Source organism: Janthinobacterium sp. SUN137 (assembly GCF_030587265.1).
GTDB classification, from domain to species: Bacteria; Pseudomonadota; Gammaproteobacteria; order Burkholderiales; family Burkholderiaceae_D; genus Janthinobacterium; species Janthinobacterium kumbetense.
Map to the genome: position 1 here is coordinate 311,751 of NZ_JAPWHZ010000005.1, position 17,545 is coordinate 329,295.

16 protein-coding genes are annotated in these 17,545 nt (G+C 64.3%); 7 read left to right on the top strand and 9 right to left on the bottom strand.

Features of this window, described 5'->3' with window-relative positions; all coding sequences use genetic code 11:
- Position 1: 1 nt before the first annotated feature.
- The 4 genes from O3298_RS25510 (at position 2) to O3298_RS25525 (ending at position 3,185) form a co-directional block, all read left to right on the top strand.
- Positions 2-838, top strand: a complete 837-nt coding sequence (locus O3298_RS25510; protein WP_289899917.1) for a YgcG family protein — start codon at positions 2-4, stop codon at positions 836-838.
- Positions 838-1,359: a TPM domain-containing protein gene (locus O3298_RS25515; protein ID WP_099665231.1), complete on the top strand. Its 522-nt coding sequence runs from the start codon at positions 838-840 to the stop codon at positions 1,357-1,359. Before O3298_RS25510 ends, O3298_RS25515 begins: the two co-directional genes overlap by 1 nt.
- An 87-nt stretch (positions 1,360-1,446) precedes the next feature.
- Positions 1,447-2,211: an SDR family NAD(P)-dependent oxidoreductase gene (locus tag O3298_RS25520; RefSeq protein WP_099665232.1), complete on the top strand. Its 765-nt coding sequence runs from the start codon at positions 1,447-1,449 to the stop codon at positions 2,209-2,211.
- Positions 2,212-2,759: 548 nt separating this feature from the next.
- Complete coding sequence (locus O3298_RS25525) at positions 2,760-3,185, top strand: VanZ family protein (protein WP_305060846.1); 426 nt, start codon at positions 2,760-2,762, stop codon at positions 3,183-3,185.
- Positions 3,186-3,206: 21 nt separating this feature from the next.
- Here the strand turns inward: O3298_RS25525 and O3298_RS25530 are convergent, their stop codons facing one another.
- The gene (locus O3298_RS25530; RefSeq protein WP_143451371.1) at positions 3,207-3,485 is read right to left on the bottom strand and encodes a hypothetical protein; all 279 of its coding nucleotides are present in this window, start codon (positions 3,483-3,485) and stop codon (positions 3,207-3,209) included.
- Positions 3,486-3,705: 220 nt separating this feature from the next.
- Between O3298_RS25530 and O3298_RS25535 the strand changes: the two genes are divergently transcribed.
- Positions 3,706-4,194, top strand: a complete 489-nt coding sequence (locus O3298_RS25535; protein WP_305060847.1) for a hypothetical protein — start codon at positions 3,706-3,708, stop codon at positions 4,192-4,194.
- A gap of 94 nt (positions 4,195-4,288) precedes the next feature.
- On the opposite strand, the gene O3298_RS25540 is transcribed toward O3298_RS25535, so the two are convergent.
- Positions 4,289-5,416 (bottom strand): peptidase M24, encoded by a 1,128-nt coding sequence (locus O3298_RS25540; RefSeq protein ID WP_305060848.1) that lies wholly within the window; start codon positions 5,414-5,416, stop codon positions 4,289-4,291.
- Positions 5,417-5,610: 194 nt separating this feature from the next.
- On the bottom strand, positions 5,611-7,116 hold the full coding sequence (locus O3298_RS25545) for a dipeptidase (RefSeq protein ID WP_289913371.1): 1,506 nt from the start codon (positions 7,114-7,116) through the stop codon (positions 5,611-5,613).
- Between the two features lie 214 nt (positions 7,117-7,330).
- Between O3298_RS25545 and O3298_RS25550 the strand changes: the two genes are divergently transcribed.
- A complete protein-coding gene (locus O3298_RS25550) occupies positions 7,331-8,329 on the top strand; it encodes an LLM class flavin-dependent oxidoreductase (RefSeq protein WP_305060849.1) in 999 nt (332 codons plus the stop codon).
- Positions 8,330-8,536: 207 nt separating this feature from the next.
- On the top strand, positions 8,537-9,757 hold the full coding sequence (locus tag O3298_RS25555) for an MFS transporter (RefSeq protein ID WP_251349868.1): 1,221 nt from the start codon (positions 8,537-8,539) through the stop codon (positions 9,755-9,757).
- Between the two features lie 45 nt (positions 9,758-9,802).
- Here the strand turns inward: O3298_RS25555 and O3298_RS25560 are convergent, their stop codons facing one another.
- The 6 genes from O3298_RS25560 to O3298_RS25585 form a co-directional block, all read right to left on the bottom strand.
- Entirely contained in the window at positions 9,803-11,413 is a 1,611-nt protein-coding gene (locus O3298_RS25560) for a M28 family peptidase (protein WP_305060850.1), read from the bottom strand.
- Positions 11,414-11,563: 150 nt separating this feature from the next.
- Positions 11,564-12,400: an HDOD domain-containing protein gene (locus O3298_RS25565; RefSeq protein WP_077400451.1), complete on the bottom strand. Its 837-nt coding sequence runs from the start codon at positions 12,398-12,400 to the stop codon at positions 11,564-11,566.
- Positions 12,401-12,521: 121 nt separating this feature from the next.
- On the bottom strand, positions 12,522-13,598 hold the full coding sequence (locus O3298_RS25570) for a BMP family ABC transporter substrate-binding protein (RefSeq protein WP_099665240.1): 1,077 nt from the start codon (positions 13,596-13,598) through the stop codon (positions 12,522-12,524).
- Positions 13,599-13,619: 21 nt separating this feature from the next.
- Positions 13,620-14,549, bottom strand: a complete 930-nt coding sequence (locus tag O3298_RS25575; RefSeq protein ID WP_305060851.1) for an ABC transporter permease — start codon at positions 14,547-14,549, stop codon at positions 13,620-13,622.
- Complete coding sequence (locus tag O3298_RS25580; protein ID WP_099665242.1) at positions 14,542-15,618, bottom strand: ABC transporter permease; 1,077 nt, start codon at positions 15,616-15,618, stop codon at positions 14,542-14,544. Before O3298_RS25580 ends, O3298_RS25575 begins: the two co-directional genes overlap by 8 nt.
- Positions 15,611-17,125, bottom strand: coding sequence for an ABC transporter ATP-binding protein (locus tag O3298_RS25585; RefSeq protein ID WP_305060852.1), 1,515 nt, complete (start codon positions 17,123-17,125; stop codon positions 15,611-15,613). Before O3298_RS25585 ends, O3298_RS25580 begins: the two co-directional genes overlap by 8 nt.
- Positions 17,126-17,545 lie beyond the last annotated feature (420 nt).

Genomic DNA, 17,545 nt, shown 5'->3' on the forward strand with positions numbered 1-17,545 from the left:
GATGAAAGCCTGGTCCTATCTCGCGGCGCTGGCGACGGCGCTGCTGCTGTGGACGATGCCGCCAGCCGGCGCACAGGGCTTGCAGCCCGTGCCGCCGCTGGCCGCGCGCGTGACGGACAACGCCGGCATGCTGGACGCCAAGCAAAAGGCGGCGCTGGAAGGCGTGCTGGCCGATTACGAAGCCAAGACGGGCAGCCAGATCGCCGTGCTGCTGGTCAAGAGCACGGAACCGGAAGCCATCGAGCAATACAGCATCCGCGTGACGGATGCCTGGAAGCTGGGCCGCAAAGGCGTCGATGACGGCGTGCTGCTGATGGTGGCGAAGGACAACCCCTCGTCCCTGCGCCGCCTGCGCATCGAGGCGGGCCGTGGCGTGCAGGGCGTGCTGACGGATGCGCAATCGAAACGCATCCTGCAAGACGTGATCGCCCCCCATTTCAAGCAAAACGATTACTACGGCGGCCTGGTGGCCGGCGTGGGGTCGATTGCCACCCTGCTGAACCAGGAGCAATTCCCCGCTGCGGCGCAGCAGAAGGCGCCAGCCACCGTGGAAGCGGGCGGCATGACTTTCTGGCTGCCGCTGCTGTTCTTCGGCTTCCTCGTCGTGCTGACCCTGTTCCGCTCGCGCGGCGGGCCGACGCGCCTGCAGCGCGGCAGCAACTGGTCCAGCGGCGCCACGGGCGTCGTGCTGGGTAGCATCCTCAGCCAGGCGCTGAACAACCGCGGCGGTGGCGGCTTCGGCGGCGGCGGCGGTTTTGGCGGTGGCAGCAGTGGCGGCGGTGGTTTCGGTGGCGGCGGCGGCGGTTTTGACGGCGGCGGCGCCTCGGGAGATTGGTAATGACGAAACAACTGACATTCGGACAACGCTGCGGACGGGCCTTGAAACATTTGCGTGGCACGCCGGCGACGGCGCGCCACGCCTTTCCGGAACGCACCCTGAAAGCCATCGAGACGACGATTGCCGACGGTGAAGCGATGCACCAGGCGGAAGTGCGCCTGATCGTCGAAGCGGCCCTGACGCCGGGCATGGCGTACCAGGGCGTGAGCAACCGCGAGCGGGCGCGCGAACTGTTCGCCCAGTATGGCGTGTGGGATACGGAAGACAACGTCGGCGTGCTGATCTACATCAACCTGGCCGAGCACCAGGTCGATATCGTGGCCGACCGCAACGTGGGGCGCCGCGTCACGCCGGAACAGTGGCAAGCCGTGTGCCGCACCATGACCAAAGGGTTCAAGGATGGCAATTACCACGACAGCACCCTGGAAGCGCTGGCGCAGCTCAATACCCTGCTGCAAAGCCACTTCCCCGCCAACGGCACGCGCGGCAACCAGTTGCCGAACGAGCCCATCCTCCTCTGATTCCTGCCCAGGGATTAAAATCTGCCCATTGCCGCGCGGGCTGGTGTTCCTGGCAGCGCGGCCCCGATACCCCGCCGAGGAGCACACATGAAATTAGTCAATAAAACCGCCATCGTCACGGGCGCCACGCAAGGCATCGGCCTGGCTTGCGCCACCCGCCTGATCGCCGAAGGGGCGCAAGTGATGCTGGTCGACATCAAGGAAGAAGGCGCACAGGCGGCCGCCGCCCTCGGCCCGCAGGCGCGCTTCTTTTGCGCCGACGTCAGCCAGAAGGCGGACGTGGACGCCATGCTGAAGGAAACCCTGGCGCAGTTCGGCCACATCGATATCCTCGTCAACAATGCGGGCGTCACGCACGCGGCCGACTTCCTCGACGTCTGCGAAGACGATTTCGACCGGGTCATGCGCATCAACCTGAAATCGATGTTCCTGTGCGGCCAGGCCGTGGCGCGCGAAATGGTCAAGCGCAACAGCGGCTGCATCATCAACATGTCCAGCGTGAATGCGGAACTGGCCATTCCGAACCAGGTGCCGTACGTGGTATCGAAGGGCGCCATCAACCAGCTGACCAAGGTCATGGCCCTGAACCTGGCCTCGCACGGCGTGCGCGTCAACGGCATCGGGCCGGGCACCATCCTGACGGAACTGGCCAAGCAGGCGGTGCTGTCGAGCCCGGAAGCGCGCCACACGATTTTGTCGCGCACGCCGCTGGGCCGCTGCGGCGAACCGGAAGAAGTGGCCGGCATCGCCGCCTTCCTGGCCAGCGACGACGCCACCTACATGACGGGCCAGACCATCTATGTCGATGGCGGGCGCATGGCGCTCAATTACACGGTGGCCGTGAAGGAATGAAGGCAGGCGCGGTAAGTTATATCAAAAAAGAATAATAGTTATCCGAAAAGATCATTAGACACATATCGTGCAACGCAGCATAATGCACCTGTCTCCACTATTCTCCTCCAAGAAAATAGTTTTAAGCCCGCTTTCACCAGCGGGCTTTTTTTTCGCTATCAGTCTTGAAACATGGCTATTCTTGCCATGCTCCACACTCTTTCCGACAATTTGCGCTGCCGCAAAAAAATGTTGCGGCGTGTCATCAGGCCGTCATGTTCGCCCCCTATACTTGCTTCATCTGCTGTACAGGCAACCGATATGCCTGACTACAGACAGGTGTGCCGCGATGGCACACCACTCCCCTTTCATGACCGTGGCGGGCGCCCGCAAGGCGCGCGACATGGTAAGTACCGAGCAACTCTCAACTCTTGACCCATTTCATTTGGGTTTTTGGCCCGCGCCCCCGCGGGCCTTTTTTTGCCTGTCCAGCAAGCTCTTGCGCAAAAACACGGTGGCCCGCCCTGCCCATGATATTGTGGCGTCCTTTCCACCTGTCCTGACGCCTCATGCCCGTACCCTTGCCCGAACTGTGTTTTGCCGACCGCTACGAACGCCTGCGCTACCGCACCGCGCTGGTGCTATATGTGCTGGTGATCCTGATCGGCGACATTCCCGGGGTGCGCGCGGACGTGGGCCAGTATGCGTCGGGCGGCGTGCTGCATTCCTTCGGTTATGGCGTGCTGGCCCTGATCCTGTTCAGCGGCACGGGCGGCGGCATGGCGCGCCGGGCACTGCTGTCGGTGCTGATGGTGGCGGCCATGGGCGCGCTGGACGAATTCATCCAGAGTTTCCTGCCCTACCGCCATGGCGCCGTCAGCGACTGGGTGGTCGATGTCACGGCTGCGGCAGCAGTCTGCCTGCCGCTGTATTTCCTGTGGCCGAAAATGGTCGCCGCTGCCCTTGGCAAGGACGCGCCGCTGCCCGACGCCTGAACGGGGGATGGCTCGCGCCCGTCAGGCGCGGTCCGCTTCGCTATCCTGTAGTGCCAGCCGCAACTGTCCCTGGCCCCGCTTGCCCAGGCGCCGCATCAGGGCGCGCGTCTCGCGCCGGCTGCCGGCCCCCATGGCGCGTGCCGTATCGCGCTGCATCTCCAGCAACTGTTCCGAGCGCGCCAGCCGCACCAGGCCATGCAAGGCCTGGGCCAGCACATGGCGCGCACGGACATCGTGCGCAGTGCCGCCGATGGCCAGCACCAATTCATCGATCAGTTTTGCTGTAGGGCCAGATGACATTTTTTCTCCCGATTGAACAGTGAGGAAACGTGCAGCCGCACGAAGTGGTAATTGCCAGCATCGTTTATACCAAGCACGGCAATTAGACACTTGATCTAGCTCAATCGACAATGACGGCCGCCGAACATCCCTGTTCCGCCGTGCTCTTACATGCAGCAATCGCCGCCATCCGCATCACCGCGGGTGCCGATCCTGAGTGTGCGACCATGAGGAGACCAAGATGAGATCAAAAACCACCCTGCTGCTGACCGGCCTGACATGCGCCTTGCTGGCAGCCTGCCATTCCACGGACAAGACCAGTCTGGCGCGCAGCAATAGCGGCGAAACCTATGCCGCGCCGGCCGGCACGACGCCGCAAAGCAGCACGGCCAGCACCGCCAGCAGCACGGCCGCCGATACCAGCAACGCCCAGAGCAGCATGAGCAGCGACATGCGCAATGACGCGAACCAGTCCACCATGAACATCAGCTCGGCCACGGTGCAGTCGATAGAAACCGTGCCGCGCAGCATGGACCAGGGCAGTGGCGACATGCAGGCGGGCACGTCGGGCACGGCCGGCAGCACCTCGGGGGCGGCGGGCAACATGCTGTACCGCGTCACCTTGCGTCTGGACGACGGCACGACGCGCACCTTTGTGCAAAACACCCAGCCCGCCTTCCAGATCGGCGACAAGGTCAGCGTGCAAAAAGGCGTGATGCAGCGCTATTGATCGGTATCAACGCTGGCCGGCGCTGGCCGATTTCCTCCACGCCTGGCCGCATTTGGCACGCACTTGATACGCAGTTGGCACGCAGTTATCATTTTCAAGCCAAGGCCAGGGTCAGCGGCCGGCTGCGCCCCTGCACCAGGGCCGAGGGCCAGGCCGGGTCATGCGTCAGGTTGTGCAATTGGCTGCCGTCGAGCAAAAACGTGTCTTCCACCGTACTGCCGGGCAGGCTGGGGTGGAAGGCCAGCGCCATGCCCCGCTTGAGGATGATTTCCGTGTGCGCGCCGGCCGCCACTTCGGGCGCCAGGTAGCCGTGGATGCCGCCCTGCCGGCTGGTGCGCACCGTGTCGGGCTGGCCTGCATACGCGTAGGCGCTGTCGAGCGCGTGATACACCATGCTCAGCGCATGGCCCGTTTCGCAAGCATCGAGCGCCACCGCTTCCAGCGCCAGCATGGCCGCATCGGCATCGTCCATGACCACCGCCACGCCATCGGCGCGATGCTGCGCCGGGCCGAAGCGCCGTTGACGGCTGAGGCTAGCGCACAGGCCGAAACGCCGCGCGCACAGGGCCAGCACGGCTTGCGGGCCCAGCTCCACCTGGGCTGGCGGTGCGCGACGATACCGCTGTTGACGCTCCGCCCCGCTGACCAGCACGTGCACGGCCTGCAAGCCCCGCAGCCACAACGCCCGCGCGCAGGCGGCAGCCAGTTCCAGCTCGCTCCAGTCGGGGCGGGCCTGGCGCAACGCATCCGCGGCCGCGCGGGCAGCCAGCTGCCCCACCTGCCGGTAGCGCAGCTGTTCCGATTCCAGCAGCACCAGACGCTCTTCGCGCAAAGCTACGGGCAGGCTGCGTTCGTGCAAGCCCGGCCGGTCGGACAGGACCGGCGCGCCCCCGGCCGCATGCTGCACGAAATGCTCGCGCAATTCATACAGCTGCGGCTGCATCCAGGGCGACACTTGCCACGTCCATGGCCCGCGCACTTCTTCCTCGCGCATGCGCATGGCTTCGGCTTCGTCCGTCAAGATATAGGCGGCGTCGCGCGTCACCAGCACTTCCGCGCAGCCGCACTCGGCCGTATGGTAGTGGCTGTTCGACGCGCCCGCCGTGGCCCACGCAAACCAGTCCCCGCCGCGCAGGCGCACGGCGCCAGCACGCTGGTCTTCCAGCCAGCCCCGCATCTGCGCCAGCTTGTGCGCCACTTCCAGTTCCAGCGGCCAGTTCATGACCGCCCCTCGTGCGGGCGCCGGCGCGGCGCCACGCCACCTGCCCTGCCTGGCACCAGCCGGGTCTCCTGTTGTGCATGCATAGCTGCTCCCTTCCTACATGGAAACGTAAGACCGGCGCCCCCATCAAAAGTTCAGTGCCCGGATGCGTCTCAGGCTTGCAGTCTATGACTTCCCTCTGTTTTTGCAAGCCGCTATTTCGCCAGCTCGATCAGGACAGCCGTGTACATCTGCAGATTCAGCAGCAGCTGTTTTTCCGTGATGAACTCGTGTTCGGAATGCCCCGTGTACACGGTGTGCGGCATGGCCGGACCGAAGCTGACGGCGTTCGGGAACAGGCGCGAATTGGTGCCGCCGCCGATGGCGACCGGTTGCGGATGCGCGATGCCCGTGTAGTGCCCGAACACGGACAGCAGGGTGGGAATCTGCGGCGCGTCCGTCTGCAGCCACGGTTCGCCGATCTGCACCTGCAGGGTAGCGGGTACCTGGCGCCGCGCCTTCCAGCCATCGAAGGCGGCCGTCACCTGCTGCTGCAGCACGGCCGCAGTCTTGCCTTGCGGACGGCGCAGGTTGATGTTCAGTTCCAGCGCGCCGCCATCTTGCTTGAGCACGGTGGGCGCTACCGTCATCGGCCCCATGAAGCCGTCGCGGTAAGCGATCTGGCCGAAGCGCTCGCCGTAGATGCCGGTGCCCACCAGTTCATTCAAGAACGACAGCATGTCGGCCGCCTGCGTGCCCTGCCAGGGCTGCACGGCCAGCGCGTCGGCCAGCATGCTGATGGCGTTGACGCCGTCTTCCGGCTTCGACGAGTGGGCCGACACGCCCAGCGCCGTTACCGTCAAGGTATCGCCAGTGCGCGCGTAGCTGTAGCGCACGCCCTGCTGGCCCTGCGCGCGGGCGCGGATGGCCGCTTCCAGCGCGGCCGGCGCGTGGTCGATCACGGCTTGTGCGTCTTCCGGGATCTGGCTGCCGAAAAAGCCGCCCGCCAGCTTCGCCAGCACGGGTCCGCCCTTGGCCGGCAAGGCCGTGCGCGGCGGCAGGGTCAGCTTGATGGAACCGTAGCCCTTCTCGGCCGTCACCACCGGGTATTCCGCATCGATGGTGATGTTGACCTGCGGCGGCGTATGGGTTTTCAGGAACTGTTTCAACGGTTCCCAGTCCGATTCCTCGGCCATGTACACGTACAGTTCGATGCGCTTGCTCAGCGGCACCTGCTTGTCCTGGATGGCTTTCATCGCATACAGGGCCGTGGCGATGGGCCCCTTGTCGTCTTCCGTGCCCCGTCCCAGCAGCTTGCCCGGTTCGCTGCTGCGGTCCAGCTCGAACGGCGAACGGGCCCATTTCGCGGGGTTCACAGGCTGCACGTCGCCATGCGTGATCACGCCCACCCGTTCGCTGCCGCTGCCCATGCCGATGATGAGCACGTGGCCGTGATCCTGGAAATCGAATCCCAGGCGCTGCGCCTCGGCCGCCAGGTAGCGCTTGAAGCCCGTGTGCTGTGGATTGTCGGCAAAGGGCACAGCCGGGTCGGCCACCGTGTTGTAGCTGATCATCTTCGCCAGGCTGGCGATCAGCGGTTCCGGATAGGTGGCCAGCGCGTAGCGGGCCGTGTCCTGCGCCTGCTGGCTGACGGGCGCGGCGTGAACGGAGGGCTGCAGCAGCAGGCTCATCAAAGTCAGCAGGATGGGTTTCTTGAACATGGAGTGGCGCATAAAGTGGGGAGGCCAACTCTAGCATCGCCCGCACCGATTTCCAATCGATACGAGTTTTTTACCGATCAGTACGCAAATTCCCGATTCGCATTATCATGTGCACAGCCTGTCATCCCTGCCGCTTCCAAGGCCGACCCTACTGGGGTCAGGGGATAGACAAATCGTCCATTGTGATTTTCCACCACGTCCCGATATCGCTACCATGATTCCATTTTCCATACTCGACCTGGCCCCCATCGCCGAAGGCAGCGACGCCAGCCAGTCGTTCAAGAACACGCTCGACCTGGCGCAGCACGGCGAACGCTGGGGCTACAACCGCTACTGGCTGGCCGAACACCACGGCATGCCCGGCATCGCCAGCGCCGCCACGGCCGTCGTGATCGCCCACGTGGCGGCCGGCACCAAGACCATCCGCGTGGGCGCGGGCGGTGTGATGCTGCCGAACCACTCGCCGCTGGTCATCGCGGAACAGTTCGGCACCCTGGAAGCGCTGCATCCGGGCCGCATCGACCTGGGCCTGGGCCGCGCGCCCGGTTCCGACCAGACGACGGCGCGCGCCCTGCGCCGCGACCTGCAGTCCGATGCGGAACAGTTCCCGCAAGACGTGCTGGAATTGATCGACTACATGTCCGACGAGCCGCGCCAGCGCGTGCTGGCCGTACCCGGCAAGGGCGCGAAAGTGCCCGTGTGGATACTCGGGTCCAGCCTGTTCGGCGCCCAGCTGGCCGCCCACCTGGGCTTGCCATATGCATTCGCCTCGCACTTCGCGCCGCAGATGATGATGCAAGCCGTGGCGTATTACCGCGAACACTTCAAGCCGTCAAAACAATTGGCGAAACCATACGTGATGCTGGGCTTTAACGTGTTTGCCGCCGACACGGATGAGCAAGCGCACCTGCGCGCCACGTCGATGCAGCAAGCGTTCGTCAACCTGCGCACGGGCCGCCCGTCGCGCCTGCAGCCGCCCGTGCCCGGTTATCTGGAGCAATTGGGTCCGCAGGAACGCGCCATGCTCGATTCCGTCCTGTCATGCACGGCCATCGGCGCGCCGGACACCGTCAAGGTGAAGATGGCCGCCTTCATCGCCGAAACGGGCGCCGACGAGCTGATGATCACTTCGCAGATCTTCGACCACCAGCACCGGCTGCGCTCGTATGAAATCACGGCGCAGGTGCATGCGGAGCTGGCGAGCGCTCGTTAAGTTTTAACTCTCCCTGGTATATCCCCCTATACCCTTTTCCCGGCCGTCGGCAACGATCGCCGGGATTTTTTTGCCTAGCGTGTTTAGCTGCCGTTTTGCCTGCCGTCTTGTCTCCCCCCTGCCGCAAAATCGGCCCTGCCCGGCAGGAAATGTGCAGCCCCGCTATCATGCTCATCCAAAAGCATTATTCCAAGAAAGCTGTACCGCATGAAATCTGCAAGCTCTTCCGTCGATGCCAGCACCCTGCTGAGCTCCACCCGCATCCTGTTGTTCGCCCTGTCCGCCGGCGTGCTCGTCGCCAGCCTGTATTACGTGCAGCCGCTCACGTCCATGCTGGCCGCTTCGTTTGGCGTCAGCGTGCCGCAAGCCGGTTACCTGGTCACGGCCACGCAGATCGGCTACGTGCTGGGCATCGTCTTCCTCGTGCCCCTCAGCGACGTGCTGAACCGCCGCCAGTTGCTGACGTGGATGCTGATCGCCAAGATCGGCGCCCTGCTGCTGGCCGCTACCAGCCAGAATATTATCGTCTTTGCCATCGCCAGCGTCTTGATGGGGATCACGTCCAGCGCATTGATGGTGGTCACGGCCATGGTGGCGTCGTATGCGCCGGATCACAGCCGGGGCCGCATGGTGGGCACCGTCATGACGGGTTTGTTGCTGGGCATCTTGCTGGCGCGTACCGTGTCCGGCACGGTGTCGCAGATCAGCGGCGGCTGGCGCACCGTCTACGTGCTGGCCGCCATCGTCGTGGCCGCCCTGCTCGTCATGCTGCGCCGCATCCTGCCAAACGAGGCGCCACGCGGCAAGCTGCAATACGGAAAATTGATGGCCTCGCTGGCCGACATCATCCGCCAGGAACCGCTGCTGCGCCAGCGCGCCCTGTTCTCGGGCCTGGGCCTGGGCACCTTCAGCGTGTTCTGGACAGGGCTGACCTTCTTGCTGAGCGGCGCGCCGTATCACTACTCGGAAATGCAGATCGGCCTGTTCGGCCTGGCCGGCGCCACGGGCGCCTTTGCGGCCAACACGGCGGGCCGCATGGCCGACCGCGGCTACGCGCGCCAGGCCACCTGGCTGCTGGCCGTCGCCTCGATCGCGGGCTGGGCCTTGATCGGCTTTGGCGCCCATTCGCTGGTGCTGTTGTTGATCGGCATCGTCCTGCTGGACATGGGCGTGATGGGCTTGCAAGTAACGCACCAATCCATCATCTATAAACTGGCGCCGCATGCGCGGGCAAGGGTCACCACTGTCTTCATCGCGGGCGGCTTCATCGGCGCCTCGGCCGGTTCGGCCCTGGCCAGCGCCAGCTTTGCCGCCGGCGGCTGGCCCGCCCTGTGCATGGTGGGCGGCGCCATGCCATTGCTGATGCTGCTGGTGTGGAGCAAGTACCGCCACACGCAGCGCCGGCTGGAACGGGCAAGCGCCACCTGAACCAGCGCGAAAAAAACCGCTCGGCCGAGCGGTTTTTTTACGTCCTTACTTCGCCGGCGCGCGCGCCTTGCCGAACGCATCGCCCGCCTTCCAGGCCGGCATCGTCGCGCCATTTGCCACGGCTTGCCCCAGGTTCAGCGTAAATTGCGCCTGCTGCGTCATGCCGGACAAATCCCAGCTGGCATCGTACTCATCGGTGACCTGATGGTAGCGGGGGCCGTAGGCGGCCGCCTTGGCTTTCGATGCCTCGACATCCTTGATGTACTCGCGTCCGCCATTGATGGAAAACGCGGGCACGCCCGCCTTGGCAAAACTAAAATGGTCGCTGCGGAAATAACCGCCCGCCAGGTCGGGACGGGCCGCCGCGATATGCATGCCCATGGCTTTGGCCACCGTGGCGGCGATCGCGCCCAGTTCCGTGCGCTCGCTGCCCTGCGCGCCGATGTCGTGCGTGGCGCCCACGAAATTCAAGCTGTCGAGGTTCAGCGCGGCCGCCGTCTTGTCCAAAGGCCACAGCGGGTCGGCCGCGTAGGCGGCGCTGCCCAATAACCCTTGCTCCTCGGCCGCCACCCACAGGAAGATCTGCGTGCGCTTCGCGGGTTGCTTGACGGCTTCCTGCGCCATGGCCAGCAAGCCGGCCGTGCCCGACGCATTGTCGACGGCGCCGTTGTAGATCGTGTCTCCGCTGTCTCCCTGCTTGCCCAGGTGGTCCCAGTGTCCGCTGTAGATGACGGCTTCATCCTTCAGTTTCGGGTCGGTGCCCGGCACCATGCCGGCGATATTGAATTGCTCCACCTTGCGCACGGCCGATTTCATCTCGCCCGACAGTTTGGCGTTCAATGCGACGGCCTTGAAATCCTTGTTTTCCGCCTGCGCGCGCAAGGCGTCCAGGTCCTGCCCGCCAGCCGCAAACAGACGGCGCGCCGCGTCTTCCGCGATCCAGCCCTGCAGCGGCGTGCCGGCCGTGCGGTCCGCCAACTGGAAGCGCTCGCTGCCGCTCCAGCTGTTCTGCACCACGCTCCAGTCATACGAGGCGGACGGTTTCGTGTGGATCAGCAACACGCCAGCGGCGCCCTGGCGCCTGGCTTCCTCGAATTTGTAGGTCCAGCGGCCGTAATAGGTCAGCGCCTTGCCGGCGAAGCGGTTCGGATCAAGCGCGGTCGGTTGCGGGTCGTTGACCATCATGACGACGATCTTGTTTTTGACATCGACACCCTTGAAATCGTTCCAGCCTTCTTCCGGCGCCGTGATGCCGTAGCCGACGAACACGAGCGGCGCATCGAAGGTATGCGCGGCAACGGAGTCGCCCGTGGCCCAGACCCAGTCCGGGCCGAACGCCAGCGGCACGGCCTTGCCGCCCGCCACGGCTTGCAGGCTGCTCTCTTGCGGCAAGGATTTCACGCCGGCAATTTGCACGCTCTGGCGGTAGCTGTTGCCGCGCACGGGTTGCAGCCCGGCCATCTGCGCCTGGGTTTCCAGGTAAGCCACCGTCAGGTCGGCGCCGCGCTGGCCCGTGCCCCGGCCTTCCAATAAATCGTTGGACAGGAAGGCCAGGTGGGCGCGCAGGGGCGCTTCCTGCACGATGGGCAAACCGGTAGCGGCTTGGGCGGAAAACGCCAGCGCAGTCAAGGCGAGGGAAGAAAACAGCTTCTGCATAATATCCTTTGGGTAAGAGGAGGAAAGCGGTCCGGCGGATGGCCGAGCCGGCGATTGTATGCCATGGGGAAAGATGGATCAAAATGCGGACGAAAAAAATCCCCGCGGCAAGGGCGGGGATGGGCGATGGAAGCTGCGTCAGACCAGCAATTACACGAGCAAGGCCGCCGCCAGCGATTCGATCTCTTCCGCCGATTCGTCGAGGATGGTGTGCAAGGTGCTGCCGCCGATGCCGAAGTCGATCTTCGCGGCCGCCTGGCGCCGCGCGGCGCTTTCCGGCGGATGCAGGGGCGAGCCGACAGGCGACAGATCGTTGGCCAGCACCAGGGTCGCGCCCAGGGTGCGGGGCGGGAACGGGCTGCCGCCATGCCACATGCCTTCCACGGCCTGCAAGACCATGTCGGGCACCTGCAGCTGGCGCAGCACGCCGCGGCCGATCAGCTTTTCGCCGTATTCGATCCAGTCTTCGGTATTATCGTCCAGCAAACCAGGATATTCCTCGGCGCGCGACAGCAGATAAAAGCCGCCCACTTCGTGCACGATGGCGGCGAACATGGCCGTTTCCACATCGACATGCGTAACTTTCCGCGCGATCACCTGGCTCAGCGCGGCCACGTGGGCCGTGTGTTCCCACAGCTTGGCCGCCTTGGCGCGCAATTGCGGGTCCGTGATCTGGCTGCCCAGCTGGCGCACGATGACGGACGCCACCATCGATTTCAAGGTGGCAAAGCCCAGGCGCGAGACGGCCGCGCGCACGTTGGCGATTTCATTGCCGGAACGGTTGTAGGCGGCCGAGTTGGCCAAGGCCACGACCCTGGCCGACAACAGCGGCTCGGCCATGACCATGCGGGCGGCCGCTTCGATATGGCAATCGGGGTCGTCCAGCGCTTCCTGCAGCTTCAAGGTGGCCTTGACGTTGGCGGGGAACGTCAGCTCGCCCTTGCTCGCTTGCAGCGCGATAATCTTGAATACTTCCAGTCTATCCATGGGTCAATCTCCGGTACGGGCTTGTTCAAGCTCTGCTCTGTGGGTGGGCCGGGAACGCGCATGTATCCCCGGCCCTGCTCCCGTTTCCGGCAATATTACAGCAAGTTTATACTCAAACCTATTACTTTCCGGAAACTTTCCCTGCCACGCCTTCGACAAAATAATCCATCTTCGTCAGCGCTGCATCGTCCAGCACGCCTTTGTCCAGGCGCACTTTGCCATCGTTATCCTTGATCGGCGCGCTGAAAGGATTGAGCTTGCCAGCTACCAAGTCTTTCTCGCGCGCCAATACAAACTGTTTCACATCGGCGGGCACGGCGGCGTTGATACCTTCCAGCTTGACCATGCCATCCTTGATGCCGCCCCAGGTGCTGCTGGACTTCCACGTGCCGTCCAGCACGGCTTGCGCCTGCTTCGTATAGTAGTCGCCCCAATGGTGGGTGACGGCGGCCAGCTGCGCCTTCGGACCGTACTTTTTCATGTCCGAATGGTAGGCGATCGCATACTTGCCCTTCTCTTCCGCCGCCTGCACCACGGCGGTCGAGTCCGTGTGGTGGGTGACCACGTCGGCGCCCTGGCCGATCAGGGTGATGGCCGCGTCGCGCTCCTTGCCCGGGTCGAACCAGCTATTCACCCACACCACTTTCACTTCCGCCTTGGGGTCGACGCTGCGCATGCCGCGCGTGAAAGCGTTAACTCCCTGCAACACTTCGGGGATCGGGAACGCCGCCACATAACCAGCCACATGGGTCTTGCTCATCTTGCCCGCCAACACGCCTGCCAGGTAGCGGCCTTCATAAAAACGCGCATTCGTGTTGGCCACGTTGACGGCGGTCTTGTAGCCAGTCAGGTGGATGAACTTCACATTAGGAAATTGCTTCGCCACTTTCAAGGTGGGATTCATGTAGCCGAACGAAGTCGTGATGACGAGCTTGCTGCCCGTTTGCGCCAGGTCGCGGATCACCCGTTCCGCATCGGCGCTCTCCGGCACGTTTTCCACATACTTGGTGGTGATCTTGCTGCCCAGCGCCTTTTCCATTTCCTTGCGGGCCAGGTCATGCTGGGTGGTCCAGCCCGCGTCGCCGATGGGGCTGATATACACGAAGCCGACATTCAGCGGCGCCGTCGCGGGAGCGGCGGCCATGACGGGCATCAAAACAGCACTGCAAACGGCGGCGCATACTAGTTTCTTGGACATGGTTTTCCTTGTGGTGAGTGATTAATTTCCGGGATTGAAATTTTTCCCCAACGAAGCGGGCATGTTGAGCTTGATGTAATTGGCATTGCTGGAAATGAGCACCAGCACGACGATGGCCGCCAGGTAGGGCAGCATCGACAGCAGTTGCGACGCGATGGGCACGCCCAGCGCCTGCGCGTGGAAGGTCAATATCGTGATGCCGCCGAACAGGTAGGCACCGCCCACCACGCGCGCCGGGCGCCAGGTGGCAAAGGTGGTCAGCGCCAGCGCGATCCAGCCCCGCCCCGCCACCATGCCCTCGACCCACAGGGGCGTGTAGACGAGCGACAAAAAGGCGCCGGCCAGGCCGCAGCAGGCGCCGCCGAACAGCACGGCCGCCAGGCGGATGCGCCGCACGGGATAGCCGAGCGCATGCGCGGAAGACGGCGACTCGCCCACGGCGCGCAGCACCAGGCCCGCCCGCGTGCGGTACAGGAACCAGGCGATGGCCACGCACAGCAGCAAGGACAGATACACCATCGCATGCTGGCGGAACAGGGCCGGCCCCAGCACGGGAATGTCTTCCAGGTAAGGGATGCCGAAGCGGCCATTCTGCAAGCTGTTGCCCACATACTTCAAGCCGATGTACGTGGACGCGCCCGCGCCGAACAAAGATAAAGCCAGGCCCGTCGCGTACTGGTTCGTGCCCAGCCATACGGTCAGCCAGGCAAAGAAGCCGGACAGCAGCATGCTGGCGCCCGCTCCCGCCAAGAAACCCAGGGTGGGACTGCCCGTATTGACGGCCACGGCAAAGCCCGTGATGGCCGAGACCAGCATCATGCCTTCCGCACCCAGGTTCACCACGCCCGCCTTTTCATTCACCAATAAACCGAGGGCGGCCAGCATCAGCGGCGTGCCCGCATTGATGCTGGCGGCGATCAGGGGCGCGATGGTGAAAGCCAGGTTATCCATGTTTCCTCCAGCGCAATTTGTATTGGATCAGCACGTCGCAAGCGAGCAAGGCGAACAGCAAGATGCCCTGGAACACGCCCGTGATCGCGCTGGGCAAGCCGAGGCGCGATTGCGCCAGTTCGCCGCCGATATAAAACAGGGCCATGACGAAGCTGGAGAAAATCACGCCCACGGGATGCAAGCGCCCCACGAAGGCGACGATGATGGCGGCAAAGCCGTAGCCGGGCGAGACCGTGGGCGTCAACTGCCCCATCGGCCCCAGCACTTCGCACGCACCCGCCAGGCCGGACAGGGCGCCGCAGATCAGCAGGGACGACCACAAGGTCTTGCGCGAGGAAAAGCCCGCATAGCGGGCCGCGGCGGGCGCCATACCGCCCACGCGCAGGCGAAAACCCGAAATACTGCGCGACAGATACAGCCAGCCGCCCAGCGAGGCCAGCAAGGCGAACACGATGCCGATGTGCAAGCGCGTATCGCTGATCACCATCGGCAGCAGCAAGCCATCGGACAGCAGTTTCGACTGGGGAAAATTAAACCCTTCCGGGTCGCGCAGCACGCCATACACGAGATAGCTGAGCAGCAATTGGGCGATATACACCAGCATCAGCGAGACGAGGATTTCGCTGGCGTTGTAGCGGTCACGCAGCCAGGCCACCAGGCCCGCCCACACCATGCCGCCGGCCATGCCGGCCAGCAAGGACACGCCGATGATGGCCGCGCCGCCGACGCCGTCATCGAGGTACAGGGCGGCCGCGCCGCCGCAGATGGCGCCCAGGGTCAGCTGCCCTTCCGCGCCGATGTTATAGATGTTGGCGCGAAAACAGATGGCCAGGCCCACGGCGATCAAGAGCAGGGGCGCCACCTTGATGCCCAGCTCGGACCAGCCATGCGCGTCGCGCAAGGGTTCGACAAAGAAGACGGCCAGGCCGGCCAGCGGATCGTGTCCCAGCGCAAGAAACAACAGCGCGCCGCACAGCACCGTGAGCAGCACGGCCAGCACGGGCGACAGCCACGACATCAACCGCGACGGTGTGGGACGGGCTTCCAGCCGCAAGGCGAACTTAGCCATGGATGGCCTCCTGCGGCCACAGCCCGCTCATCCATTGCCCCACCTGCGCCACGCTGGCTTCGCCCACGTCCAGCGACGGTGAGATCTTTCCCTTTGCCATCACCAGCAAGCGGTCGCTGATATCGAACAATTCATCGAGTTCCTCCGACACGACCAGCAGCGCGCAGCCCGCATCGCGCAGCGCCAGCAATTCGGCGCGGATTTGCGCGGCCGCGCCCACGTCCACGCCCCAGGTCGGCTGCGCCACCACCAGCACGGTGGGTTCGCGCATGACTTCGCGTCCGACTATGTATTTCTGCAAGTTGCCGCCCGACAAGCTGCGCGCCAGCGCCTGCGGCCCGCCCGCCTTCACCTGGAAGCGGGCGATGATGGCGGCCGCCCGCTGCGCGATGACCTTGTGGCGCACGAAGCCGTGGCGGATGGTGGCGGGGGTCTGCAAACTCAGCAGCACATTGTCGGCCAGCCCCATGTCGGGCACGGCGCCCCGTCCCAGCCTTTCTTCCGGCACGAAGCCGAAGCCCAGGGCGCGCCGGCGTCCCGGCGGCAAGCGGCCCGCCGGCGTGCCGTTCAGCACGATGCTGCCGGCGGCCGCGCGCATGTCCTCGCCCGACAACGCGGCCAGCAATTCCTGCTGGCCATTGCCGGACACGCCCGCGATGCCGACGATCTCGCCTGCGCGCACGTCGAAATTGATATCCGTCAATTGCGTGGCGAACGGGTGGCTCTTCGGCAGGTCCAGCTGCCGCACGCTCAGCATGGCGGCGCCCGGCGTGCGCGCCACGCGCGTGACGGCGTGAGGCTCGGCGCCGATCATCATGCGCGACAGGCTAGCCGCCGACTCTTGCGACGGGTCGCACACGCCCGCGTTCTTGCCGGCGCGCACCACCGTGCACGTGTGGCACAGGGCGCGGATCTCGTCGAGCTTGTGGCTGATATACAGGATGCTGCAGCCTTCGGCCGCCAGCTGGCGCAAGGTGGTAAACAGTTTTTCCACGGCGCCCGGCGTCAGCACGGACGTCGGTTCATCGAGGATCAGCAGTTGCGGCTTGGCCAGCAAGGCGCGCACGATTTCCACGCGCTGGCATTCGCCGACGGAAAGCGTGTGCACGTGGCGCTGCGGTTCCAGGTCCAGGCCGTACTGGCGCGCCGTCGCTTCGATGCGCTGCGCCAGCTCCGCCATGTTGGTACCGGCCGGCAAGCCGAGGGCGATGTTTTCCGTCACGGTGAGGGTGTCGAACAGGGAAAAGTGCTGGAACACCATGGCGATGCCGAGCGCGCGCGCGGCCGAGGGGTTGGCGATCTCGACTTCACGGCCATTCCACAGGATGCGGCCGCCGTCCGGTTGCACGGCGCCGTAGATGATTTTCATCAAGGTCGATTTGCCGGCGCCGTTTTCGCCCAGCACGGCGTGGATCTGTCCGGACGCGACGGTGAGGCAGATGCCGTCATTGGCCACCACGGCCGGATAGCGCTTGCTGATATCGAGTAATTCCAGGCGTGCCGTCATTGTTTTTTTCGTGCCTCGCTGCAAGGTCGCCGGCATCGTCGCCGGTGGAGAAATTCAAGCTGTTGTCTCTATCGTATCGGCATCCGCGGCGCTTGGGGGATGGCGCGGCGGCGCGCATTTCTATTTCCACAAAAAAACAACACCTGTATACAATTTTGAAAAAAATTATCAGCTTTACAGCGGCCGCCTTGCCCCGCAAGGGCGAGAAGGTGCGATGATTATATGCAAGAACTGATAGTAAGTATGCAGATAAGACATATCGCCCGACGCGGCGCTTCTCGCATCATGGATTGAACGGCGCGCAATATGCCCCATCGCAGCGCTTCATGCGGGCTACGCCCCCTGCTATTTCATTTCCCGTTTTCCAACACCGCCATCAGGAGCCGAAAGTGCCAAAAATCATACCGTGTCTGTTGCTCT